We start from the raw sequence: 22,232 nt of genomic DNA, 5'->3' as shown, positions 1-22,232 counted from the left end.
TCGCAATGAATTCCCTGAACAAACGCACCCTGCTCAAGACGGCGGCCCTGTCGGCCATGGCACTCGCGGCCCTGGCCGGCTGCGGCCGGAAGGAAGAGGCGGCCCCCGCCGCGGCGCCGGCACCGGCCCCAGCGGCCGACAAGCTCAAGATCGCCTTCATGTACGTGAGTCCCATAGGCGATGGCGGCTGGACTTACCAGCACGACCTGGGGCGCAAGGCCATCCAGGAAAAATACGGCGACAGGATCGAGACCTCGTTCGTCGAGAGCGTGCCTGAGAGCGCCGACGCCGAGCGCGTGCTGCGCGACATGGCGGCCCAGGGCAACAAGCTGGTCTTTGCCACGAGCTTCGGCTACCAGGAGTTCGTGCAGAAGGCGGCAGCCGACCTCAAGGACGTGAAGTTCGAGCACGCCACCGGCTACAAGCAGGCCGACAACGTGGCCACCTACGACACCAAGACCTTCGAGGGTGCCTACCTCGCGGGCATCGTCGCCGGCGGCATGACCAAGACCAAAACGGTGGGCGTGGTGGCCTCGGTGCCCATTCCCGAGGTGGTGCGCAACATCAACAGCTTCGTGCTCGGCGCACAGAGCGTGGACCCTGGCATCAAGGCCAAGGTGGTCTGGGTCAACGAATGGTTCAACCCCCCGAAGGAGGCCGAGGCGGCCAGCACGCTGATCAACGGCGGCGTGGACGTGATGTACCAGAACACTAACTCGCCCGCCGTGCTCAAGACCGCCGAGGAACGCGGCGCCCGCGCCTTCGGCAAGGACGGCGACATGAGCTCCTTCGCGCCCAAGGCCCACCTGGGCTCGGCCGTCATCGACTGGACGCCGTACTACTCCAAGGTGGTCGACGACACGCTGGCGGGCCAATGGAAGGGCGGCGCCTTCTGGTGGGGCGTGAAGGAGGGCGCCATCGACCTCAGGAAGATCGCCGACGATGTGCCGCAAGAAATCAAGGACCGCGTCGAGAAGGCCCGCGCGGGCCTGAAGGACGGCAGCTTCGCCGTCTGGACCGGCCCCATCAAGGACAACACCGGTAAGGAGCTGCTGGCGGCCGGCCAGGCGGCCGACCTGAAGTTCCTCACCGGCATCAACTTCTACGTCGCCGGCGTGGAAGGCAAGGTGCCCGGCACCGAGGGCAAGTGAGAGCGTTTCCTCCCCGTCAATACTCTGAAAGACTGGCCATATGACTGACCTGCACAAGCGTTCCCTGTTCAAGCTGGCGGCTCTGTCCGCCGTCGCCGCTGCGGCCCTGGCGGGCTGCGGCAAGAAAGAAGAGCCCGCGCCTGCCGCCCCCGCGCCGGCGGCGGCGCCCGCGGAAAAGCCCGCGGAAAAGCCCGCGCCTCTGAAGATCGGCTTCGCCTACGTCGGCCCCGTGGGCGACGGCGGCTGGTCGTATGCCCACGATCAGGCGCGCAAGAAGCTGCAGGCCGAGTTCGGCGACCGCATCCAGACCAGCTACGTGGAGAGCGTGCCCGAGGGCCCGGACGCCGAGCGCGTGCTGCGCGACATGATCACGCAGGGCGACAAGCTGATCTTCGGCACCACCTTCGGCTACATGGACGTGATGCAGAAGCTGGGCGCCGAATTCCCTGACGTGAAGTTCGAGCACGCCACGGGCTACAAGACCAGCGCCAACGTGCGCACCTACGACAGCCGCACCTACGAGGGCGCCTACCTCGCGGGCATCATCGCGGGCGCCATGACCAAGACCGGCACGCTGGGCGTGGTGGGGTCGGTGCCCATTCCCGAGGTGCTGCGCAACCTGAACAGCTTCACCCTGGGCGCGCAGAGCGTGAACCCCAATGTCAAGACCAAGGTGGTCTGGGTCAACGAATGGTTCAGCCCCCCGAAAGAGACCGAGGCCGCCACCAGCCTGATCAACGGCGGGGCCGACGTGTTGTTCCAGAACACCGACTCGCCCGCCGTGCTCAAGACCGCGCAGGAGAAAGGCAAGCGCGCCTTCGGCTGGGACAGCGACATGACCGCCTACGGCCCCAAGGCCCACCTGGCATCCGCCGTGATCAACTGGGCGCCGTACTACATCAAGGCGACCAAGGACGTGCTCGACGGCACCTGGAGCACGGGCCAGAGCTGGTGGGGCGTGAAGGAGGGCGCGATCGACCTCGTCTCCATCGCCGAGGACGTGCCCGCCGAGATCAAGGCCAAGGTCGATGAGGCCAAGAACGGCCTGAAGAACGGCAGCTTCGCGATTTGGAAGGGCCCCATCATGGACAACACCGGCAAGACCGTGCTGGAAAAGGATGCCGTGGCCGACGACAAGTTCCTCACGGGCATCAACTTCTACGTCAAGGGCGTGGAGGGGCAGGTGCCGGGGGGCGAGAAGAAGTAGGCCGCAGGGCTTCCAGCGCCGAAAGGGCCGCCCGGATGGGCGGCCCTTTTTCATGCGCCCAGCCGATCCAGCAGGCTGTACCAGGCCACGCCGGCCGCGATGTAGAAACGCTGCAGTCCATGCAGGGGAATAGGCTGCACGGGCGTGACCGGGAACGGGCAGGCCGCCGCACTGCTGCCGGCCACCAGCGCCGCTGCGTGCCTGCCCAGGCTCGTGGCCATGGCGATGCCGCGGCCGTTGTAGCCCAGCGCCATGGTGATACCCGGCGCGGGCCGGTGCAGGTGGGGCATGAAGTCGCGCGTGACGGCGATGCGGCCGGCCCAGCGGTATTCGTACTGCAGGGGGCCGAGTTGCGGGAACATCAGCGCGACCGCGCGTTCGAGGTGCGAGAAGTCCTGCGGGCCCTGCGGGTCGGCGAAATGGCCGCGCCCGCCCATGAGCAGCCGGCCCTGTGCGTCCTTGCGGAAGTACAGCAGCAACCGCTGCGAGGTCGAGCCCGTCTCGCCGCCGGGCAGGATGCCGTCGCCCGCCGGGCCGAGCGGGCGCGTGGCCACGATGAAGCTGTTGGCCGCGAGCACCGTGCGCGCCAGCCCGGGCCACAGGCCGTCGGTATAGCCGTTGGTGCCCAGCACCACTTGCTGCGCCTGCACGCGGTGGCCCTGCGCCGTGGTGGCGATCCAGTGCATGCCCTGGCGCTCCAGCGCCACCACGGGCGAGCCGCCGTGCACCTGCACGCCCAGCCCCTGGGCCGCGCGAGCGAGGCCGCGCGCATAGGCCAGCGGCTGGACGCCGCCCGCGCGGCCGTCGAGCCAGCCGCCCGCGAAGGCCGGCGTGCCGATGCGCGCGGCCACGGCGGCACGGTCGAGCATCTCCACGCGCACGCCGCGCCGCTCCCACTGGCGCGCGCGCGCATGCATGCCGTCGACGGCATGCTGCGTGTAGCCCACCTGCAGCCAGCCCGCGCGCACCGGGGCGCAGTCGATGGCGTGGCGCGCGATGAGGCCGTACACCAGGTCTGCCGAGCGGGAAACGGTGTCGATCAGCGGCTCGGCGCGCTCGGCGCCGTAGATGCGCACCAGGTCGTCGGGGTCGTACTTGAGCGTGGGGTTGACCTGCCCGCCGTTGCGCCCCGAGGCGCCCCAGCCGGGCGCGTGCGCGTCGAGCACGCACACGCGGGCGCCGCTCTCTGCCAGGTGCAGCGCGGTGGACAGGCCCGTATAGCCCGCGCCGACGACGAGCACGTCGGTGGAGACCGATGCGCCGAGCGCGGGGGTGTCGGGCGCCGCGGGCGCCGTGGCGGCCCACAGCGATGGAGCCGCGGGGTGCGATGCAATGGAGCGGGTGTTCATGCCGCACCTCCTGCGGGCGCATGCAGCACTCGGCGCAGAAAGTCCTGCGTGCGCGCATGGCGCGGCGCGCCGAGCACCTGCGCGGCGGGCCCTTCCTCGACGATGCTGCCGCTGTGCAGGAAGCACACGCGGTCGGCCACTTCGCGCGCGAAGCCCATTTCGTGCGTCACCACGATCATGGTCATGCCTTCGCCAGCGAGCTGGCGCATGACTTCGAGCACGTCGCCCACGAGCTCGGGGTCGAGCGCCGAGGTGGGTTCGTCGAACAGCATGGCCTCGGGCTTCATGGCGAGAGCCCGTGCGATGGCCACGCGCTGCTGCTGGCCGCCCGAGAGCTGCGCGGGCCAGGCCTGGGCCTTGTCGGCCAGGCCCACCTTGCGCAGCAACTCCAGCGCCTCGGCGCGGGCCTTGGCGGGCGCCTCGCCCTTCACGTACACGGGGCCTTCCATGACGTTCTCGATCACCGTGCGGTGCGGAAACAGATTGAAGCGCTGGAACACCATGCCCATGCGGCTGCGCAGCCTGTGGATGGAAGGTGCGCGGTTATCCACGCGCTCGCCGAAGGCGCGCACCTCGCCGCCCTGGTACGACTCCAGGCCGTTGATGCAGCGCAGCACCGTGGACTTGCCCGAGCCCGAAGGGCCGATGAGGCACACGACCTCGCCGCGCTCCACACGCAGGCTCACGCCCTGCAGCACGCGGTGCTCGCCGTAGGCCTTCTCGAGGCGGTCGATCTCGATCATGGCGCTTTCCTTCCCGCGCCGAAGCGGCGCTCCAGCCGCCGCAGGCTCCAGACCAGCGGCAGGCTCATGGCAAGGTAGAGCAGGGCGACCAGGGTGTACACGGTCATGTTCTGGAAGGTGGACGAGGCGATGAGCTGGCCCGCGCGCGTCATCTCGGCCACGGTGATGGTGGAGATCAGCGACGAGTCCTTGAGCATCATCACCAGCGTGTTGCCGTAGGGCGGCAGCGCGATGCGGAAGGCCTGCGGCAGGATCACGCGGCGCATGAGCAGCGCGGGGCGCATGCCCATGGCGAGCGCGGCCTCGCGCTGGCCCGGGTCCACGGCCTCGATGCCGGCGCGGAAGTTCTCGGCCTGGTAGGCCGAGTAGGCGATGCCCAGCCCGATCACGCCGGCCTGGAAGGCGGAGAGCTGGATGCCGATGTCTGGCAGCACGAAGTAGATGTAGAAAAGCTGCACGATGATGGGCAGCCCGCGGATCACGTTGATGACGGTGGAGGCGCACACCGAGACGGCGCGCACGGGCGAGAGCTTGCCGAGCGCGAGCACCAGCCCGATCGCGCTGGACAGCAGGAACGACAGCACGGTGACCTGCACCGTGACCACCGCTCCCTGCAGCAGGATGGGCAGGAACTCGCGCGCATGCTGCAGGAAGGCTTGCATGGCGTGTTAAGGGACGGTGGCGGGGCTCAGATGCCCCATTTCTTGACGATCTGCGCGAGCGTGCCGTCGGCCTTGATCGCGGCGATGGCCTTGTTCAGGCGTTCGAGCGTGGCCGTGTCGCCCTTGCGCACCACGAGGCACACGTCGCCCACGTTCGAGGGCTTGTAGCCCTCGGCCAGCTTCACGCCCTGGAAGGTGTTCTGGCGGATCTGGTAGGCGATGATGGGCTGGTCGCCCAGGCCCGCCTTGATGCGGCCGAGCGCGAGGTCGCGCGTCATGTCGGCCACCGAGTCGTAGCTGCGCACCTCCTTGAAGATGCCCTTCTTCTGCAGCATGTCGAGGAACACCGTGCCCACCTGGGCGCCGACGATCTCGCCCTTGAGGTCGTCGAGCGTGGCGTAGGCCTTGGCATCGTCGGCCTTGACGATCAGGCCCTCGCCGTAGGAATAGACGGGATCGCTGAAATCCACCACCTGCTGGCGCGTCGGCGTCTTGAGCATGGCGGCCGAGACGATGTCGATCTTGTTCGACGTGAGCGAGGGAATCAGCGCCGAGAACACGGTCTGCTGCACGTTCACCTGGAAGCCGCCGGCCTTGGCCACGGCCTGGATGGTGTCCACCATCATGCCCTGGATGCTGTTGGTCTTCACGTCCAGGAAGGTGAACGGAATACCCGTGGCCGTGGCCCCCACGTTATAGGTGGCGGGCGCGGCGCCTTGCGCCGCGGCGAGCGTGACGGCGCCGGCGGCACAGAAGCCCAGGGCGATGTGATGAAGGCGGCGGATGAAGCGGTGCATGGTGTTGACTCCTGTGACGACCAAGGGGGAAGGCCTTCCGGGGCGCCGGGGATCGGTCCCGGTGCGTTTCCGTGGGGCAAGGTGCTGCAAGAAAGCGGCAATGATCAATTCAAATAAATCTTTAATGAATAGATGAAAACCACTAAAAGATTTAATTGAATCGATATTCGATATTTAAAGGTGCAAAAGCTATACTCCGGCCCATGAATACCTCTGCGCTGCCCGATGAAGAGACGAACCCCCTGTTCAACCAGTCGCTGGAAAAGGGGCTGGCGGTGCTCTGCTCCTTCAGTGCGCAGCGGCGCAGCATGACGCTGGCCGACGTGGCGTCGGCGGCGGGCATCAGCAAGAGCTCGGCGCAGCGCATGGTGTTCACGCTCGAGCAGCTCGGCTTCGTGCGCAAGCACCCGCAGACGCGGCGCTACCAGCTCACGCCGCGCGTGATGCGCATCGGCTACAACTACCTCGCGGCCAATCCGGTCATCGACCTGGCCAACCCCTATCTCTCGGAGCTCACCAACGCGACGACCGAGACCAGCTGCCTCACCGAGGCCGACGGGCTGGAGATGGTCTACGTGGCGCGATTCATCAGCGCGCAGTTCGTGCCGGTGCACATGCCCATCGGCAGCCGCATCCCCATGTACTGCACGGCCTCGGGCCGTGCCTGGCTCAGCGCATTGCCGGACGGCGAGGCGCTGGAGCTGCTGCGCGCGAGCGAGCGCGTGGCCCATACCCGCCACACCATCACCGACGAGGCCGCCATCCTGGCTGAGCTGAACCAGGCGCGCCAGCGCGGCTTTGCCGTGAACCGCGAGGAACTGTTCCTGGGCGACATGACGCTGGGCGCGCCCGTGATCGGCAGCCACGGCCGTCCGGTGGCCGCCGTGCACATCGTTGCCCCCACGAGCCGATGGACGCCCGAGGAAGCGGAGCGGCGCCTGGGCCCCGCGCTGCTGGCCTGCGCGCGGTCGCTGAGCAACTCGGTGCGCGCGCTCTGAGCGCGCCGCACTTTCATCCCTGTTGAAGGAGTCACGCCATGGGAATCCAGGTCATCGCGCAGAGCGCCACCACGCCGCAGTTGCAGGACTGGGGGCCGGTCACGGTGCCGTTGAGCACGCCCGCCTGCGCACTGCGGGGGCTGGAGGTGCGCTTGGACGGCCGGCCCGATAGCGACATGGGGCTGTGGGAATGCTCGCCGGGTCGCTTCCAGCGGCAGGTGGCCTCGGGCGAGGTGATGCACATCCTCGCGGGGGCGGGGCGCTTCATGCCCGAGGCCGAGGGCGCCGCGCCGGTGGAGTTCCGCGCGGGCGACACGCTGTTCTTTCCGCCCGACACGCGCGGCGTGTGGGAAATCCGCGAAACGGTACGCAAGCTCTACGTGATGGTCTGAACCCATCGGGAGTTGCGCGCCGCCGCGATGAAGGCATCATCGGCCTGCCGCCGCCGTCGTCTGGCCGGCGGCATCACCTTCGGAGTCCGCTGATGGTCAAGCTGCCCCCCATTCCCCCCGAACGCCTGCCCGGCCTGCTGGCCGCTAGCCCCAAGGCCGAGCTGCACATCCACATCGAAGGTTCGCTCGAACCCGAGATGATCTTCGCCCTGGCCCGGCGCAACGGTGTCGCGCTGCCCTATGCCGGCGTGGAGGAACTGCGCCGCGCCTACGCCTTCACCGACCTGCAGAGTTTCCTGGACATCTACTACGCGGGCGCCAGCGTGTTGCTGCACGAGCAGGATTTCTACGACATGGCCCGCGCCTACCTTGCCCGGGCAGCCGGGGATAACGTGGTGCACGCGGAGATCTTCTTCGACCCGCAGACGCACACCGCGCGCGGCGTGGCGATGGAGGCGGTGATCAACGGCCTGTACCGCGCCTGCGCCGATGCGCGTGCCGAGCAGGGCATCTCGGCATCGCTGATCCTGAGCTTTCTGCGCCACCTGAGCGAGGACGACGCCTTTGCCACGCTGGAGCAGGCCATGCCGCTGCTGGACCGCATCGTCGGCGTGGGCCTGGACAGCAGCGAGCTGGGCCACCCGCCCGAGAAGTTCGCGCGCGTGTTCGCGCGTTGCCGCGAACTGGGCCTGCACGTGGTCGCCCATGCGGGCGAGGAGGGGCCGCCGGCCTACATTTGGGGCGCGCTCGACGTGCTCAAGGCCGAACGCATAGACCACGGCGTGCAGGCTGTGCACGACCCGGCGCTCATGCTCCGGCTGGCCCAGGAGCGCATACCGCTCACTGTGTGCCCGCTGTCCAACCAGAAGCTGTGCGTGTTCCCCGACCTGTCCCGGCACAACCTCAAGCAGTTGCTCGATGCCGGGCTCGTGGCAACGGTGAATTCCGACGACCCGGCCTATTTCGGCGGCTACGTCAACGACAACTTCACCCAGACCTTCGCCGCGCTGCCCGCGCTCACGGCGCGCGACGCCTGGCAGCTCGCCGGCAACAGCTTCGAGGCCAGCTTTGCCGCGGCGGCCGACAAGCGCGCCTGGCAGCACCGGCTGGAGGAATGCTTCGCGCGCCATGCCGGGCGCGGCTGACTGGATTACGACGGCTGCGATGCCCCCCGCGCAGCCACGGCGTCGCGCAGGAACTGCAGCACGCCGGCCCACGATTGCTCGTCGGCCCGGGCGTTGTCCGCCGGGTTGCCGCCGCCGGTGCTGACTTTGCCCGAGACCGGGTGCGCATAGACGAGCTGTGTGGTCGGCACGCAGGGGAAAAGAATCGCGTGTCCGGCGTTCTCGAAATCGAGCCATTGCACGTCGTGCGGATGCCGCACTTCGGCGAGCTTGTCGCGCACCATGCGCGAGAAGACGCTGGAGGGCCAGGAGCCATCGTCCGTCCCCGAGAGCAGCATGACGGGGCCCTCGATCGCCTCCACCGGGATGCGCGCACGCGCCAGCGCCCCTGGGTCTTGCAGCGCCGTGCGGATCGCGCGCTCATGGCGGTGCGGCTCGGGGCCTTCATCGAACGGGGCCCAGCTGGCGGTGCGGTTGTTCTCCCACAGGTGCGCGAGCGGCTTGCCGTTCAGCAGCCAGGTCGGGCCTTCGCGGCCGATCTTCGGGTCGCAGGCGTTCTGGCCGCTGTGCACGAAGGCGCTGGGCACATAGGCGACCACGGCGGAGACCTGCCTTGCGAAGGTCGCGCCCAGCAGCAGCACCAGCTCGCCGCCGCGCGACTGGCCGCTCACCGCGACGAAGTCGTGCAGCGGCCGCACCTCGCGGCGGATCCATTGCAGGCCCTTCTGGAAATATTCCAGCGGCGTGTTCGAGATGTAGTCGGACAGGCCCGGCGCCTTGAAGTACGCGAGCGCCAGCGCCGCGAAGCCCCGCGACGCATACAGCGCCGCGCGCGGCTCGTTGATGCCGCCGCCCGAGCCGTTCAGGACCATCACCGCCGGGTGCGGGCCCGGCCCCGGCGGCAGGTACAGCGTGCCGACCAGGCCGTCCTCGCGCAGCTCGCGGCGGGTCACGCCGTCGGCGGCCAGGCGCTGCACCAGCGTGGCCCTGGCCTGCGCGCCGCCCGCGCTGGCGGTGATCTCGGTCACCAGCGGCTCGGCCACCGGCTGGTTGAAGAGCTCGCGGCTCTTCGAGCCCACCGGCGCCTGCGACCAGACGAGGCCCATGCCGCTCGCGCCCGAATAGCTGCCGGACACGGGTGCGTCGCGCGCCGTGTCCACCACGCCGTCGGCGCCGGCCTCGAAGCTGGCTTCGCTGCGCCATTGCACGCCGCTGCGCCGCGTGCTGGCGGCAACCGTCACGGGCTGCCCCGGCGCCAGGCGCTCCACGCGGATGCTGCGCGGCACGTCGATCAGCGCATCCGCCGGGGTGACGCAGAGGACATGCGCGGCCATTACTTGCCGTCCCTGGTGACCATCATCGCGGCGGTGCGGTCGCTGGTCATCGGGGTCACCTTCAGGCCCTTCTTCGCGGCCCATACGTTGCGGTAGTGGAACAGCGGAATGATGCCCGCGTCGTCCGACACCACCTTGGCCGATGCGCGCAGGATGGCCTCGCGCCTGGCCGTGTCGAACTCGGCCGTCGATTCGGCCAGCGCCTTGTCCACCGCCGGGTTGCTGTAGTGGCCCCAGTTCGATGCGCCCAGGCCCTTGGCCTTGTCCACCGTGGCGAGCACGTTCACCAGCGCGTAGCTGGCCTCGCCGGTGCCGTTGCCCCAGGCCAGCATGCTCATCGCGTATTCGTTCTTGTTGGCCCGGCCGGAGTACACCGACCAAGGCACCACCTCCACCTGGGTCTTGACGCCGATGCGCGTCCAGAACTGCGCCACGGCCTGCGCGGTCTCGGGGCCCTGCGGGTAGCGGTCGTTGGGCACGTGCATGGTCAGCTTGAAGCCTTCGGGAAAGCCGGCGTCGGCCAGCAGCTTCTTGGCCTGGGCGGCGTCGAAGGCGATGTTCTTGATCTCGGGGTTGTAGCCGTAGGTGCCCTTGGGCATCCACTGGTTGGCCTCGGTGGCGGTGTCCTGCAGGATGCGGTCGGTGATGGCCTTGCGGTTGATGGCGATGCTCAGCGCCTGGCGCACGCGCTGGTCCAGCAGCGGGTTCTTCGGCAAAGGGTTGCCGGCGTTGTCGGTGAGGTAGGGGCTCTGCGCCGGGTTGAAGCTGGGCTGCAGCAGCATCACGCGCAGGCCGTCGTACGGGAATACGGTGATGTTGGATGACTGCTTGAGCCTGGCGAGGTCGGACACGGACACCTTGTCGATCACGTCCACGTCGCCCGCCAGCAGCGCGGCGGTGCGCGCGGCGGCGTTGTTGATGTAGCGGTAGTTCACCTTCTCCCAATACGGCTTGCCATCCCAGTAGGCGTCGTTGCGCGTCATCACCACGCGGTCGCCCGGCGTGTACGAGACGAACTTGTACGGCCCGGTGCCGATCACGGCCCTGCCGGCGTTGTAGTCGTCCGTCGCGGCCTTCTCGCCCACATGCTTGCTGACGATGTGCACCGAGGCCAGGTTCAGCGGCAGGTCGGGGTTGGGGATGTTGGTCTTGATGACGAGGGTGTGCGGGTCCTTGGCGGTGACCGACTCCACCGTGCGCAGGTAGCCGGCGAAGGTGGCCACGCTGCCCGGCACGTTGCGCGCGCGCTGGTACGAGAAGATCACGTCATCGGCGGTGAAGGGCTTGCCGTCGTGCCACTTGACGTCCTTGCGCAGCTTGAACTCCCAGGTCCTGGGGTCCAGGTTCTTCCAGCTCTCGGCCAGGCCGGGCTGCAGCCGGTTGGCCTTGTTCTCCACCAGCAGGTCCCAGAAATGCAGGTCCACCGAGCGGTCGCCCGCGTGGTTGTTGAGCTGCGGGTCCAGCGACGACAGCGGGTCGGCGAAGCCGATGCTCAGCGTCTGCGCGTGGGCGGCCGCGCCGGCGGCGAGCAGCGAGGCGGTCAGGGCGGAAAGAATCAAGCGCTTCATGGCGATCTCCTGGTCAGAATGCGGTCACATCAAAAAACATAGCTGCTGGCGCTTGCCATACAATAATTTCAATATAAAAACAGCCTGAAATCCTTTATTGGCGTGCCGTAGCAGCTCACTTTTTCAGGAGCCATCGTTCAAATGGCACGCGCTGAGATGGCGGATGGCGATGCCCTTGAGCTGCGGCGCCTCCACCTTGCAGCGTGGCATGGCATGCGGGCAGCGCGGGTGGAAGTGGCAGCCCGGCGGCGGGTGCAGCGGGCTCGGTATCTCGCCCTGGATGGCGCTGTAGGTCTTGTGGCGCGCGCCCATCCTGGGCACCTCGGCCAGCAGCGCCTGGGTGTAGGGGTGGTTGGGGCGGCCGAACAGTTCCTCCACCGGCGCGGTCTCGATCACGCGGCCCAGGTACATCACCACCACGCGGTCGGACAGGTGTTCGACCACGCCCAGGTCGTGGCTGATGAACAGGTAGGTCAGGCCCAGCGCCTGGCGCAGGTCCATGAACAGGTTCAGGATCTGCGCCTGGATCGACACGTCCAGCGCCGCCACCGCCTCGTCGCAGACCAGCACCTGCGGTTGCACCGCCAGCGCGCGCGCAATGCCGATGCGCTGGCGCTGGCCGCCGCTGAACTGGTGCGGGTAGCGGTGGCGCAAGGCCGGGTCGAGCCCGGCGCGGCGCATCTGCGCGCACACGTAGTCGTCGAAGCCGGCCGCATCGACCAGGCCGTGGATGCGCGCCGCCTCGCCGACGATCTCGTCGACCCGCATGCGCGGGTTCAGGCTGGCGTACGGGTCCTGGAAGATCATCTGCACGCGCATGCGCGCCGCGTGGCGCTGGCGCGCGTCCATGTCGGCCATGCGCCGGCCGCCGACCAGCACCTCGCCGTCCGATGGCGCGAGCAGCCCCGCGGCCAGGCGCCCCAGCGTGGACTTGCCGCAGCCCGACTCGCCCACCAGGCCCACGACCTCGCCTTCGGCCACGTGCAGGTCAACGTGGTCGACGGCGCGCGTCACCGCGGGTGGCCTGGCCAGGCCCAGCCTGTCCAGCAGGCCGGGCTTGCGTTCGCCAAAGCGCTTGCTGACCTGGCGCAGTTCGATGGCGGCGGGGGTCTCGGTCATGCGGCCTCCATCGGGTAGAAGCAGCGCACCAGGCGCTGCGGCCTGGGCTCCGTCAGGCCGGGCTGCTGCGCGCAGGACTCGCCCGCGCGCGGGCAGCGCGCGGCGAAGGCGCAGCCCGCGGGCAGGTCCAGCAGGTTGGGCGTCATGCCCGGAATCTGCCTGAGGCGCTGGCCCCGGCGGTTGTTGCTCGGCAGGCTGCCGATCAGCCCCGTCGTGTAGGGGTGCAGCGGCGCGTCGAGCACCGCGTCCACCGGGCCGTGCTCGACGATGCGGCCGGCGTACATCACCGCCACCTCGTCGGCCAGGCCCGCGACCACCGACAGGTCGTGCGTGATCCAGATCAGCGCCGTGCCCTGCTGGCGCGCGAGCTTCTGCACCTCGGACAGGATCTGCGCCTGGATGGTCACGTCCAGCGCCGTCGTGGGCTCGTCGGCAATGATCAGGTCGGGCCGGTGCAGCATGGCGATGGCGATGGCCACGCGCTGGCGCATGCCGCCCGAGAGCTGGTGCGGGTAGGCCAGCAGCCGCTCGTCGGGACTGGGGATGCCCATCAGGCCCAGCGTGTCGCGGGCGCGCTCGCGGGCCTGGGCGTGGCTGACCCGCTCGTGCGCGCGCACCGCCTCGATCATCTGCGTGTCGACGCGCAGCACGGGGTTGAGCGTCATCATCGGGTCCTGGAAGATCATCGCGATGCGGCTACCCTGCAGCGCGCGCATCTCGCGCGGCGGCAGCTTCGTCAGGTCGCGCCCCTGGAACAGCACCTCGCCGCCCACCACGCGGCCCGGCGGATCGACCAGCCCCATGATGGAAAAGCCCGTGACCGACTTGCCCGAGCCGGACTCGCCCACCAGCCCGAGGATGCGGCCGCGCGCCAGCGTGAACGACACGCCGTCCACCGCGCGCAGCACGCCGGCGCGGGTGTGGAAATGGGTTTGCAGGTTGCGCACCTGCAGCGTGGGGACGATCGTCATTGTCGGCGCGTCCTCGGGTTCAGCACGTCGCGCAGCCGGTCGCCCACCAGGTTGATGGCCACGATGGTGACGAGCAGCGCGATGCCGGGGTAGAAGCTGATCCAGTACTCGCCCGAGAGCATGTACTGGTAGCCGTTGGCGATCAGCAGGCCCAGCGAGGGCTCGGTCACCGGCACGCCCAGGCCCAGGAAGCTCAGCGTCGCCTCCAGCGTGATAGCGCGCGCGATCTGCAGCGTGCCGATCACGATCAGCGGCGGCAGGCAGTTGGGCAGGATGTGGCGCAGCATGATGCGCCAGCCCGGGATGTCGAGGCAGCGCGCCGCCTCCACGTACTCGCGCCGGCGCTCCACCAGCGCCTGGCCGCGCGCGGTACGCGCGTAGTAAGCCCATTCGAGCAGCACCAGCGTCAGCACCACGTTGCCCACGCCCTTGCCCAGGTAGGCCAGGATCATCATCGCCACCAGGATCGAGGGGAAGGACAGCAGCAGATCGACCACGCGCATGATGAGCGCGTCGGTCTTGCCGCCCGCATACGCGGCCAGGAGGCCCAGCAGCGTGCCCAGCACGCCAGCGATCAGCGCCGAGCCCACGCCCACCAGCAGACTGATGCGCAGGCCGTACAGGATGCCCGAGTACAGGTCGCGCCCTTGTCCGTCCGAGCCCAGCCAGTAGTGAAACGTGCCCTCGCCATTGAGCGCACCCGGCGCCAGACGCGCGTCCATCACGTCGAGCTGGTTCAGGTCGTAAGGGTTCTGCGGCGTGATCCACGGCGCCAGCAGCGCCGCCGCGATCAGCAGCACCGCGACGCCCAGGCCCAGCACCGCGGTCTTCGACGCGAAGAACTCGCCGGCGTTGCGCCGCCAGGGCGATTCGTGCTTCAGGGCCACCGTGTTCATGCCGCGCCCTCCAGCCGCACGCGCGGATCCAGCACCTTGTACAGGATGTCCACGATCAGGTTCAGCGTGACGAACAGGCACACCACCACGACGAGGTAGGCGACGATGACGGGCCTGTCCAGCGCGTTGATGCTGTCCAGGATCAGCTTGCCCGCGCCGGGCCAGGCGAAGATGCTCTCGGTGACCACGGCGAACGCGATGGTCGAGCCCAGCTCCAGCCCCAGCACCGTCACCAGCGGTATCAGCGTGTTGCGCAGTACGTGCACCAGCACCACGCGCATCGGCGACAGGCCCTTGGCGCGCGCGAACTTGACGAACTCCATGGGCATCACCTCGCGCACGTTGGCGCGCGTGAGCCGCATCACCAGCGAGGTCTTGAACAGCGACAGGTTGATGGCCGGCAGCAGCAGGTGCCGCAGACCGTCGAGCGTGGGCCACGACCACTGCGCGCCCAGCAGCTGCACCGTTTCGCCGCGGCCGCTGGCCGGCAGCCAGCCCAGGCCCACGCTGAAGGCCATGATCAGCATCAGCCCCACCCAGAACGTGGGCAGCGAGAAGCCGACGATGCTGCCCGCCATCAGCAGCTTGGACAGCGGATGCTCTGGGAACAGCCCCGCGAACAGCCCCAGCGGCACGCCGACGGCCACCGCGATGAGCAGCGCGGCGATGGCCAGCTCCAGCGTGGCCGGCAGGCGCTGCAGTATCAGCGTGACGGCCGGCACGTTGTAGACGAAGCTCGTTCCCAGGTTGCCGTGCAGCGCGCCGTTCACGAACGCCAGGTACTGGCGCCACAGCGGCTGGTCCAGGCCCAGCTCGGCGATGATGCGCGCGCGCTCCACCTGGTCCACGTCCTGCCCGATCAGGATGTCCACCGGGTTGCCGATGGCGTGCAGGCCCGCGAAGACGATGATGGTCATCAGCACGACGACCACCGCGGCCTGGGCCAGGCGGCGCAGGAGCCAGCCGGTCATGCCGCGCCTCCGGTCTGCACGGGCTCGGCCGGCCCCGACCTGGCAAGGTCCTGTGCCGCCTGCTGCAGCAGCGCGCCATGCGCGGCGGCGTCGTGCAGCATGAAGCCGGGCAGCAGCGCCGCGGCCGCATCGGCCAGCGCCGCCATCAGCGCATCCATGGAAGGCTGGGCCGGCGCGGCCTGCCGCGTGACCACGCCGAACAGAAAGGGAATATCGGTGTCGAGCGCGCGGGTGACCACGCCGGCGAGCGGTACGCCATGGGCCGTCACCGGCTCCAGCACGGCCACGCCCAGGCCCGCCCGCACCATCATCATCGCGTTCAACGACGAGTTGGTCTCGATCAGCCGCGGCGTCGCGCCGCCGGCCTCGGCGAACTCGGCATCGAGCCGGTGGCGCAGCCGGTAGGGATTGGTCATGGTCACGATCTGCCGCTGCGCCAGCGCCGCCAGCGGCACCCGCTCCAGTCGCGCCAGCGGATCGGATGCGGGCAGCACCGCCACGCAGGCGGCCTGGCCTATCCAGTGCACCTGCAGGCCCCGGTGCTCCAGCGGCAGGCTGGTCACGCCCAGGTGCGCGGCGCCGCACAGCACGTCATGCACCACACGTTCGGGCGCCGCGCTGCGCAGCTGTATGGCGCCCATGGCGCCGCCGTCCTCGATACGGGCCAGCGCCTGCGGTACCAGCCCCGCGGCCAGGGCGGTCGTGGCCACCACGCGCACCGGCCGGCGCAGCCCCTGTTCGATCTCCTTGGCGCGGCGGCGTATTTGCTGCAGCCCGGTGAGCGCATGCTCCACGTCCTCGTACAGCAGAAACCCCTGCTCGGTGGGCGTGACGCGTGGCCCGTTGCGCGCAAAGAGCTCGTAGCCGATCTCGGCCTCCAGCTCCTGCACCAGCCGGCTGACGGCCGGCTGCGAACGCCCGAGCAGCAGCCCGGCAGCGGTGACGCTGCCCGTGGACATCACGGCGGCAAAGGCTTCGAGCTGGCGCAATTCCATGGCGGTCTATGCAAAGTAGGCATTCTTCGCCAGGGATCATATGTTTTATAAATATTAAGTGGGCATAAGTTCATACCCTTACCCGGGCCCATGGCTGGCAGCCAGCCGCGGTGCGACGACTATTTTTTTGATAGCTGCCAGCGCTTTATGGGTGCGCGTTATGTGCCAGTTTTGCTTGAAACTTATGCCAGCGCGCGCAGCACGGCGCGCACGGGCGAGGCATCGGCCGTGACGAGCCTGAGCGGCAGGGCGATGAGCTCGTAGTCGCCCTCGGGCACGGCGTCCAGCACCAGGTTCTCCAGCACGCGCAGGCCGCGCCGGCGCAGCACCTGGTGGCTGGGCAGCCGCCGGCTGTCGGCGGGATCGACGCTGGCCGTGTCGATGCCCACGAGCACCACGCCGGCGTCGGCCAGGCGCTCCAGGGTCTCGGGGGCGCAGGCGGTCAGGCTGGCATCCCAGCGGTCCACGGGCATGCGCGCGTAGGTGCGCAGCAGCACGCGCGGCGGCAGGTCGGCGGTCATCGCATGGGCGATGTGGCGCCATTGCACCAGCGGGCCGCAGCCCATGGCGTGGACCACGCGGCAGGGGCCAATGAAGGCGTCCAGCGGCACGGCGCCTATGGCCGCGCCGTCGTTGTCGTAGTGCAGCGGCGCGTCCGCATGCGTGCCCACGTGCGGCGACAGCATGAGGCAGCTCACGTTCACGGTGCTGTCCGGGCCGATGGTCGCGCTCCACTGCTGGCGGTAGGGCGCGTCGCCCGGATACACCGGGCTGGCCGCATGCACGGGCGCGGAGATGTCCCACAGCCGGGGCGGGTTTGCACGGGTCATGTCAGAGCACCGGGCCGTCGAGCGGCGGCAGTTGGTAGCGCCGGCGCGCGCGGTTGCAGGCCTCGCTGCCGGCCTCGAACTCGCGGCAGGGCGAGGGGCGCCATTCGTAGATGCCGCAGGCCGCGCGCTGGCCCACCTGGCCCGTGAGCGCGGCGCAGCGCGGCCGGGCATGGTCAGTGCCGCGCATGCGGGCGGTGTGCTCGGTCACCTCCACCGCCAGGCCCCGGGGCACGCTGCCGCCCAGATCCTCGGTCTCGTGCACCGAGAAATCGACGCGGAAACTGGTGCAGCAGGCGCCGCAGCTCAGGCAGGGATGGAGTGTCATGGTGGCAGGGCAGGCCAAAGGCAGCGATTGTGCAGGGTCGTGGGCACCGTGACGAACCGGACCCTGGGGATGGTGTTGCATTAAAATGAGAATTACTTTTATTCGTTCAGTCCGTAAACATGCAACAGATAGGCAAGGGCATTGCCCACGGACAGCCGCAAGGGCTGGACACCCTGCCGCGCGGCGTGGCGGCCACCGTGGCCGGGCTGCGGCAGGCGCAGGATGCGCCTACGCGTGCCATGGTCCTGCGCCTGATGGAGATCGGCTTTCTGCCCGGCGAGCCGGTCAGCGTGATCGCCAAGGGCTTTCCCACGGCCGACCCGCTGGCCGTGCGCGTGGGGCAGGCCACCTTCGCGCTGCGCCGCCACGAGGCGGCGCAGATCCTGGTGCATGTGGGCGCCGCGGAGGGGGCGGCATGAGCAGGACCCAGGCGGCAGCGGCTGCATCGTTCACCCACATCGCGCTGCTGGGCAACCCTAACTGCGGCAAGACGGCGCTGTTCAACGTGCTCACGGGTGCGCGCCAGAAGGTGGCGAACTACGCCGGCGTGACGGTGGAGCGCAAGGAGGGCGTGTGCACCACCGCCGGCGGGCGGCGCGTGCGCGTGCTGGACCTGCCCGGCGCCTACAGCCTGCATGCCCAGAGCCTGGACGAGGCCGTCACGCGCGACGTGGTCACCGGCCGGCGCCCCGGCGAGAGCGTGCCCGAGCTGCTGGTGTGCGTGACCGATGCCACCCACCTGCGCCTGAACCTGCGCCTGGTGCTGGAGGCGCGCGAACTGGGCCTGCCCATGGTGCTGGTGCTGAACATGAGCGACATGGCCCGGCGCCAGGGCATAGAGATCGACCGCGAGGTGCTGGCGCGCGAACTGGCCATGCCCGTGGTGGCCACCGTGGGCGTGCGCTCCGACGGGGCCGACGAGTTGCTGCGCTGGCTGGACCAGGCCGAGCCGCCGCGCGCCGCGCCGCAGCCGGCCGCCGCGGCCGCGCTATCCGCTGGACTGCCCCCCGTCAACGCCCTGGAGGACGACCAGCCCCAGCGCGTGCAGCGGCTGCACCAGGAGGTGCGCCGCATCATGGGCCTTGCCGTGCGCGAGCCAGCGCTGCGCCTGCAGCGCGACGACCGCATCGACGCCGTGGTGCTGCATCCGCTGTGGGGCATGCTGCTGCTGGCGGCGACGCTGTTCCTGATGTTCCAGGCCGTGTTCAGCTGGGCCGAGGTGCCCAAGGGCTGGATCGAGGGCGCCACCGGCGCTCTGGCCGAATGGCTCAAGGCCCACATGGCCGAGGGGCCGCTGCGCAGCCTGCTGGCCGATGGCGTGATCGCCGGTGCCGGCGGCGTGGTGGTGTTCCTGCCGCAGATCCTGATCCTGTTCTTCTTCATCCTGGCGCTGGAGGAGTCCGGCTACCTGCCGCGCGCTGCTTTCCTGCTGGACCGCGTGATGGGCGTGGTGGGCCTGTCGGGGCGCTCGTTCATCCCGCTGCTGTCGAGCTTCGCCTGCGCCGTGCCCGGCATCATGGCCACGCGCTCCATCCCCGACTGGCGCGACCGGCTCGTCACCATCCTGATCGCGCCGCTCATGACCTGTTCGGCGCGCCTGCCGGTGTATGCGCTGCTGATCGCGGCCTTCATCCCCGAGCGCACCGTGGCCGGCCTGTTCAACCTGCAGGGCCTGGTGCTGTTCGGCCTGTACCTGGGCGGCATCGTGAGCGCCATGCTGGTCGCCGCCGTGGCGCGGCTGGCCCGCAACTGGGATGGGGGTGGCGGCGGAGCCACGCCGCTGCTCATGGAGCTGCCGGCCTACCGCTGGCCCAGCGTGCGCAACCTGGCCCTGGGCCTGTGGGAGCGCGCGGGCATCTTCCTGCGCCGCGTGGGCGGCATCATCCTGGCCGTCACCGTGCTGCTGTGGTTCCTCTCGACCTACCCGGCTCCGCCCGAGGGCGCCGCGGGCCCGGCCATCGAATACAGCCTTGCGGGGCGCCTGGGCAGCATGCTGGAGACGATCTTCGCGCCCATAGGCTTCAACTGGCAGATCAGCGTCGCCCTGGTGCCCGGCATGGCCGCGCGCGAGGTGGCGGTGAGCGCTCTGGGCACGGTCTACGCCATCGCCGCCACGGCCGACGACACGGCCGCGCAGCTCGCGCCCATGCTGGCCAGCCAATGGTCGCTGGCCACGGCGCTGTCGCTGCTCGTGTGGTTCATCTTCGCGCCGCAGTGCGTCTCGACGATAGCGGCCGTGCGGCGCGAGACCAACGGCTGGCGCTGGCCGCTGGTGATGACGGTCTACCTGTTCGCGCTGGCCTACGGCGCCAGCTTCATCACCTACCGCATCGCGCTGGCATTCCACGGAGGTTGACATGCTGCAGGAACTCATCGTCGTGCTGATCGTCGCCGCCGCCGTGGCCTACGTGGCTTGGCGCTACCTGCCCGCCGCCTGGCGCCAGCGCCTGGGCCGCGTGCACCCAAGCTTGGCGCAGGGGCCGGGCGGCTGCGGTAGCGGCGATGGCTGCAGCAGCTGTGGCGGGTGCTCCGCGGCGCAGGGGCCGACGGCGGAGCCGCCCGTGCAAGGCCGGGCTGAGCGCCGCTTTCATGCTTCCAAATAAATAGCTGAAAGCGCTTTCCAGGTGAGTCCTGGAGCCCGTTTTTCTTCAAATTTCAGGTGTCACGCCGCCAGCGGGAACTCGTCCCAGGGCGTATCCAGCGGTGGCAGGCCATGGCGCTGGCGTGCCTCGTTGCAGCGCTGTGAACCCATCTCGAAGTTGCGGCAGGTGGACGAGCGCTGCGCGTAGATGCTGCAGACCGACTGCTCGCCGCAGCGCCCGACGAGCGCCACGCAGCGCACCGGGCGCTGGCCCGTGCCGTTCATGCGCCAGCGGTTGCCGTTGACCTCGTGCGCCAGCGCGTCGGGCACGCTGCCGCCCATGGATTGCAGTTCGTAGACGGGGAATTCGACGCGGTACTCGTGGCAGCAGGCGCCGCAGGTCAGGCAGGGATGTAGGGGTTCTGGCATGGTGCAAGGGCTGATGGGCGGCCCGTGGCCCCATCGGTATAGTGCCGAGGGGCGGGGCGGCCTTGTGAGCAACGCATGAATGCCCCAGGAGGTGCACAAATGAGCGAACGATTCAAGGTGGGCGACCACGTGAGCTGGAACTCGGAGGCCGGGCGCGTGTCCGGGCGCATCATCGCGGTGCACACCAGCGACTTCGACTACAAGGGCCACCCCCGCCGCGCCACGCCGGACGACCCGCAGTACGAGATCCGCAGCGACAAGACGGAACACATCGCAGCCCACCGCGGCAGCGTGCTCCAGCGGCTGTGACGCACCGTGGCGCAGCCGTTCTTCACCATAGGCCACTCGAACCGCAGCCTGGAGGACTTCATCGCCCTGTTGCGCGAGGCTCGGGTGGCATGCCTCGTCGACATCCGCAAGATGCCGCGCTCACGCGCGCAGCCGCAATTCGATGGCGACGGCCTGGGCGCGGCGCTCGCGGGGCATGGCATCTCCTACCTGCACCTGGCCGCGCTGGGCGGGCTGCGCGGCAGGACGGCTGGCGTGCCGCCCGGGCGCAACGGCCTGTGGCGCAACCCGAGCTTCCACCGCTATGCCGACCATGCGGGCACGCCAGCGTTCCACGAGGGGCTCGAGCAGCTGTTGGCGCTGGGGCAGGACCGGCGCTGCGCCCTCATGTGCGCCGAGGCCTTGTGGTGGCGCTGCCACCGGCGCATCGTGGCCGACCATCTGCTGGCCCGGGGGCGGGCCGTGTTCCACATCATGGCGCCAGGGCGGGTGGAGCCGGCGCGGCTGACGCCGGGGGCCGTGGTCGCGGAGGATGGGACGGTGAGCTATCCCCTGCCTTAGCGTCGTAGCGCCTTACGCAATCCGGCCGAGCAAAAGGTACTCCATGAGTGCCTTTTGCACGTGCATCCTGTTTTCCGCCTCGTCCCAGACGACGGATTGGGGGCCGTCGATCACGTCAGCCATCACCTCCTCGCCGCGGTGGGCGGGCAGGCAGTGCATGAACAGCGCGTCGGGCTTGGCCACGGCCATCATCTCGGCGTCCACGCACCAGTCGGCGAAGGCCTTGCGGCGCGCCTCGTTCTCGGCCTCGTAGCCCATGCTGGTCCACACGTCGGTTGTCACCAGATCGGCGTCGCGGCAAGCGTCCATGGGGTTGGCGAAGACCTTGTAGCAGCCGGGGCGGTGGGGCTTGCCGCCGAAGGCGAGCTTCTCGTCAACCTCGTAGCCGCCGGGCGTGCTCACGTGCACCGTGAAGCCCAGCAGGTCGGCCGCCTGCAGCCAGGTGTTGGCCATGTTGTTGCCGTCGCCCACCCAGGCCACGGTCTTGCCGGTGATGCTGCCGCGGTGCTCTATGTAGGTGAAGATGTCCGCCATGATCTGGCAGGGGTGGAACTCGTTGGTCAGGCCGTTGATGACGGGCACGCGCGAGAACTCGGCGAAGCGCGCGATCTTGTCCTGCCCGAAGGTGCGGATCATGACCAGGTCGGTCATGCGGCTGATGACGCGTGCGCTGTCCTCGATGGGCTCGGCGCGGCCGAGCTGGCTGTCGCCCGTGGTCAGGTGCACCACGCTGCCGCCCATCTGGTACATGCCCGCCTCGAAGCTCACGCGCGTGCGCGTGCTGGCCTTCTCGAAGATCATGGCCAGCGTGCGGTCGGCCAGCGGGTGGTACTTCTCGTAGCTCTTGAACTTGCCCTTGATGATGGCGGCGCGCGAGAACAGGTAGTTGTATTCGTCTGCGCCGAGGTCGGCAAACTGCAGGTAGTGCTTCATATGCGGTG

At 69.2% G+C, this 22,232-nt stretch carries 25 protein-coding genes; 10 read left to right on the top strand and 15 right to left on the bottom strand.

Annotation, left to right across the window (positions count from 1 at the left end; translation table 11 throughout):
• Window positions 1–5 precede the first annotated feature (5 nt).
• Complete coding sequence (locus tag ALIDE2_RS17675; protein WP_013518245.1) at window positions 6–1,151, top strand: BMP family ABC transporter substrate-binding protein; 1,146 nt, start codon at window positions 6–8, stop codon at window positions 1,149–1,151.
• Window positions 1,152–1,191: 40 nt separating this feature from the next.
• A complete protein-coding gene (locus tag ALIDE2_RS17670; protein WP_013518246.1) occupies window positions 1,192–2,358 on the top strand; it encodes a BMP family ABC transporter substrate-binding protein in 1,167 nt (388 codons plus the stop codon).
• Window positions 2,359–2,408: 50 nt separating this feature from the next.
• Here ALIDE2_RS17670 and ALIDE2_RS17665 read toward each other — a convergent pair whose 3' ends face one another.
• The 4 genes from ALIDE2_RS17665 to ALIDE2_RS17650 are packed head-to-tail and all read right to left on the bottom strand — an operon-like array spanning window position 2,409 to window position 5,909.
• On the bottom strand, window positions 2,409–3,707 hold the full coding sequence (locus ALIDE2_RS17665; RefSeq protein ID WP_013518247.1) for an NAD(P)/FAD-dependent oxidoreductase: 1,299 nt from the start codon (window positions 3,705–3,707) through the stop codon (window positions 2,409–2,411).
• The gene (locus tag ALIDE2_RS17660; protein ID WP_013518248.1) at window positions 3,704–4,450 is read right to left on the bottom strand and encodes an amino acid ABC transporter ATP-binding protein; all 747 of its coding nucleotides are present in this window, start codon (window positions 4,448–4,450) and stop codon (window positions 3,704–3,706) included. Before ALIDE2_RS17660 ends, ALIDE2_RS17665 begins: the two co-directional genes overlap by 4 nt.
• Window positions 4,447–5,112 carry an ectoine/hydroxyectoine ABC transporter permease subunit EhuD gene (gene ehuD, locus ALIDE2_RS17655; protein ID WP_013722781.1) on the bottom strand — a complete coding sequence of 222 codons (666 nt, stop codon included), beginning with the start codon at window positions 5,110–5,112 and terminating at the stop codon, window positions 4,447–4,449. The genes ALIDE2_RS17660 and ehuD overlap by 4 nt, the downstream gene beginning before the upstream one ends.
• 26 nt (window positions 5,113–5,138) lie before the next feature.
• Window positions 5,139–5,909, bottom strand: a complete 771-nt coding sequence (locus ALIDE2_RS17650) for an ABC transporter substrate-binding protein (protein WP_013518250.1) — start codon at window positions 5,907–5,909, stop codon at window positions 5,139–5,141.
• A 203-nt stretch (window positions 5,910–6,112) separates the two neighbouring features.
• Here ALIDE2_RS17650 and ALIDE2_RS17645 point away from each other — a divergent pair, with 203 nt between their 5' ends.
• The 3 genes from ALIDE2_RS17645 to ALIDE2_RS17635 all read left to right on the top strand — a co-directional run bounded on the left by ALIDE2_RS17645 (window position 6,113) and on the right by ALIDE2_RS17635 (window position 8,444).
• Window positions 6,113–6,907 carry an IclR family transcriptional regulator gene (locus ALIDE2_RS17645; protein ID WP_013518251.1) on the top strand — a complete coding sequence of 265 codons (795 nt, stop codon included), beginning with the start codon at window positions 6,113–6,115 and terminating at the stop codon, window positions 6,905–6,907.
• 38 nt (window positions 6,908–6,945) lie between these two features.
• The gene (locus ALIDE2_RS17640; RefSeq protein ID WP_013518252.1) at window positions 6,946–7,299 is read left to right on the top strand and encodes a cupin domain-containing protein; all 354 of its coding nucleotides are present in this window, start codon (window positions 6,946–6,948) and stop codon (window positions 7,297–7,299) included.
• Window positions 7,300–7,391: 92 nt separating this feature from the next.
• Window positions 7,392–8,444, top strand: coding sequence for an adenosine deaminase (locus ALIDE2_RS17635; protein ID WP_013722780.1), 1,053 nt, complete (start codon window positions 7,392–7,394; stop codon window positions 8,442–8,444).
• 5 nt (window positions 8,445–8,449) lie between these two features.
• Here the strand turns inward: ALIDE2_RS17635 and ALIDE2_RS17630 are convergent, their stop codons facing one another.
• From ALIDE2_RS17630 to ALIDE2_RS17590, 9 genes are all read right to left on the bottom strand, one after another.
• On the bottom strand, window positions 8,450–9,757 hold the full coding sequence (locus tag ALIDE2_RS17630; protein WP_013518254.1) for an acyl-CoA thioesterase/bile acid-CoA:amino acid N-acyltransferase family protein: 1,308 nt from the start codon (window positions 9,755–9,757) through the stop codon (window positions 8,450–8,452).
• The gene (locus tag ALIDE2_RS17625) at window positions 9,757–11,325 is read right to left on the bottom strand and encodes an ABC transporter substrate-binding protein (protein ID WP_013722779.1); all 1,569 of its coding nucleotides are present in this window, start codon (window positions 11,323–11,325) and stop codon (window positions 9,757–9,759) included. The genes ALIDE2_RS17630 and ALIDE2_RS17625 overlap by 1 nt, the downstream gene beginning before the upstream one ends.
• A gap of 123 nt (window positions 11,326–11,448) precedes the next feature.
• The gene (locus tag ALIDE2_RS17620; RefSeq protein ID WP_013722778.1) at window positions 11,449–12,444 is read right to left on the bottom strand and encodes an ABC transporter ATP-binding protein; all 996 of its coding nucleotides are present in this window, start codon (window positions 12,442–12,444) and stop codon (window positions 11,449–11,451) included.
• Complete coding sequence (locus tag ALIDE2_RS17615; protein ID WP_013722777.1) at window positions 12,441–13,415, bottom strand: ABC transporter ATP-binding protein; 975 nt, start codon at window positions 13,413–13,415, stop codon at window positions 12,441–12,443. Before ALIDE2_RS17615 ends, ALIDE2_RS17620 begins: the two co-directional genes overlap by 4 nt.
• Entirely contained in the window at window positions 13,412–14,311 is a 900-nt protein-coding gene (locus tag ALIDE2_RS17610; protein ID WP_013518258.1) for an ABC transporter permease, read from the bottom strand. Before ALIDE2_RS17610 ends, ALIDE2_RS17615 begins: the two co-directional genes overlap by 4 nt.
• Window positions 14,308–15,282, bottom strand: a complete 975-nt coding sequence (locus tag ALIDE2_RS17605) for an ABC transporter permease (protein WP_013722776.1) — start codon at window positions 15,280–15,282, stop codon at window positions 14,308–14,310. The genes ALIDE2_RS17610 and ALIDE2_RS17605 overlap by 4 nt, the downstream gene beginning before the upstream one ends.
• Window positions 15,279–16,277 carry a LysR family transcriptional regulator gene (locus ALIDE2_RS17600; protein ID WP_013518260.1) on the bottom strand — a complete coding sequence of 333 codons (999 nt, stop codon included), beginning with the start codon at window positions 16,275–16,277 and terminating at the stop codon, window positions 15,279–15,281. The genes ALIDE2_RS17605 and ALIDE2_RS17600 overlap by 4 nt, the downstream gene beginning before the upstream one ends.
• 182 nt (window positions 16,278–16,459) lie before the next feature.
• Window positions 16,460–17,107, bottom strand: a complete 648-nt coding sequence (gene kynB / locus ALIDE2_RS17595; RefSeq protein WP_013722775.1) for an arylformamidase — start codon at window positions 17,105–17,107, stop codon at window positions 16,460–16,462.
• Window position 17,108: 1 nt separating this feature from the next.
• Window positions 17,109–17,432, bottom strand: coding sequence for a YkgJ family cysteine cluster protein (locus ALIDE2_RS17590; RefSeq protein ID WP_013722774.1), 324 nt, complete (start codon window positions 17,430–17,432; stop codon window positions 17,109–17,111).
• Between the two features lie 119 nt (window positions 17,433–17,551).
• Here ALIDE2_RS17590 and ALIDE2_RS17585 point away from each other — a divergent pair, with 119 nt between their 5' ends.
• The 3 genes from ALIDE2_RS17585 to ALIDE2_RS17575 are packed head-to-tail and all read left to right on the top strand — an operon-like array spanning window position 17,552 to window position 20,035.
• A complete protein-coding gene (locus tag ALIDE2_RS17585) occupies window positions 17,552–17,851 on the top strand; it encodes a FeoA family protein (RefSeq protein ID WP_013518263.1) in 300 nt (99 codons plus the stop codon).
• Window positions 17,848–19,788, top strand: a complete 1,941-nt coding sequence (gene feoB, locus ALIDE2_RS17580) for a ferrous iron transport protein B (RefSeq protein ID WP_013722773.1) — start codon at window positions 17,848–17,850, stop codon at window positions 19,786–19,788. The genes ALIDE2_RS17585 and feoB overlap by 4 nt, the downstream gene beginning before the upstream one ends.
• Window position 19,789: 1 nt before the next feature.
• Window positions 19,790–20,035 carry a hypothetical protein gene (locus ALIDE2_RS17575; RefSeq protein ID WP_013518265.1) on the top strand — a complete coding sequence of 82 codons (246 nt, stop codon included), beginning with the start codon at window positions 19,790–19,792 and terminating at the stop codon, window positions 20,033–20,035.
• Between the two features lie 59 nt (window positions 20,036–20,094).
• Here the strand turns inward: ALIDE2_RS17575 and ALIDE2_RS17570 are convergent, their stop codons facing one another.
• Entirely contained in the window at window positions 20,095–20,442 is a 348-nt protein-coding gene (locus tag ALIDE2_RS17570) for a YkgJ family cysteine cluster protein (protein ID WP_013518266.1), read from the bottom strand.
• Window positions 20,443–20,541: 99 nt separating this feature from the next.
• Between ALIDE2_RS17570 and ALIDE2_RS17565 the strand changes: the two genes are divergently transcribed.
• Together ALIDE2_RS17565 and ALIDE2_RS17560 are read left to right on the top strand one after the other, a co-directional pair.
• Window positions 20,542–20,751, top strand: a complete 210-nt coding sequence (locus ALIDE2_RS17565; RefSeq protein ID WP_013518267.1) for a hypervirulence associated TUDOR domain-containing protein — start codon at window positions 20,542–20,544, stop codon at window positions 20,749–20,751.
• 6 nt (window positions 20,752–20,757) lie between these two features.
• Entirely contained in the window at window positions 20,758–21,291 is a 534-nt protein-coding gene (locus tag ALIDE2_RS17560) for a DUF488 domain-containing protein (protein ID WP_013722772.1), read from the top strand.
• A 12-nt stretch (window positions 21,292–21,303) separates the two neighbouring features.
• Here the strand turns inward: ALIDE2_RS17560 and argF are convergent, their stop codons facing one another.
• Window positions 21,304–22,224, bottom strand: coding sequence for an ornithine carbamoyltransferase (argF, locus tag ALIDE2_RS17555; protein WP_013518269.1), 921 nt, complete (start codon window positions 22,222–22,224; stop codon window positions 21,304–21,306).
• Between the last annotated feature and the right edge of the window lie 8 nt (window positions 22,225–22,232).

It is taken from the genome of Alicycliphilus denitrificans K601 (assembly GCF_000204645.1).
Lineage (GTDB): Bacteria > Pseudomonadota > Gammaproteobacteria > Burkholderiales > Burkholderiaceae_C > Alicycliphilus > Alicycliphilus denitrificans.
Note: the sequence above shows the minus strand (reverse complement) of the source record. Positions and strands in the feature narration are given on the sequence as shown.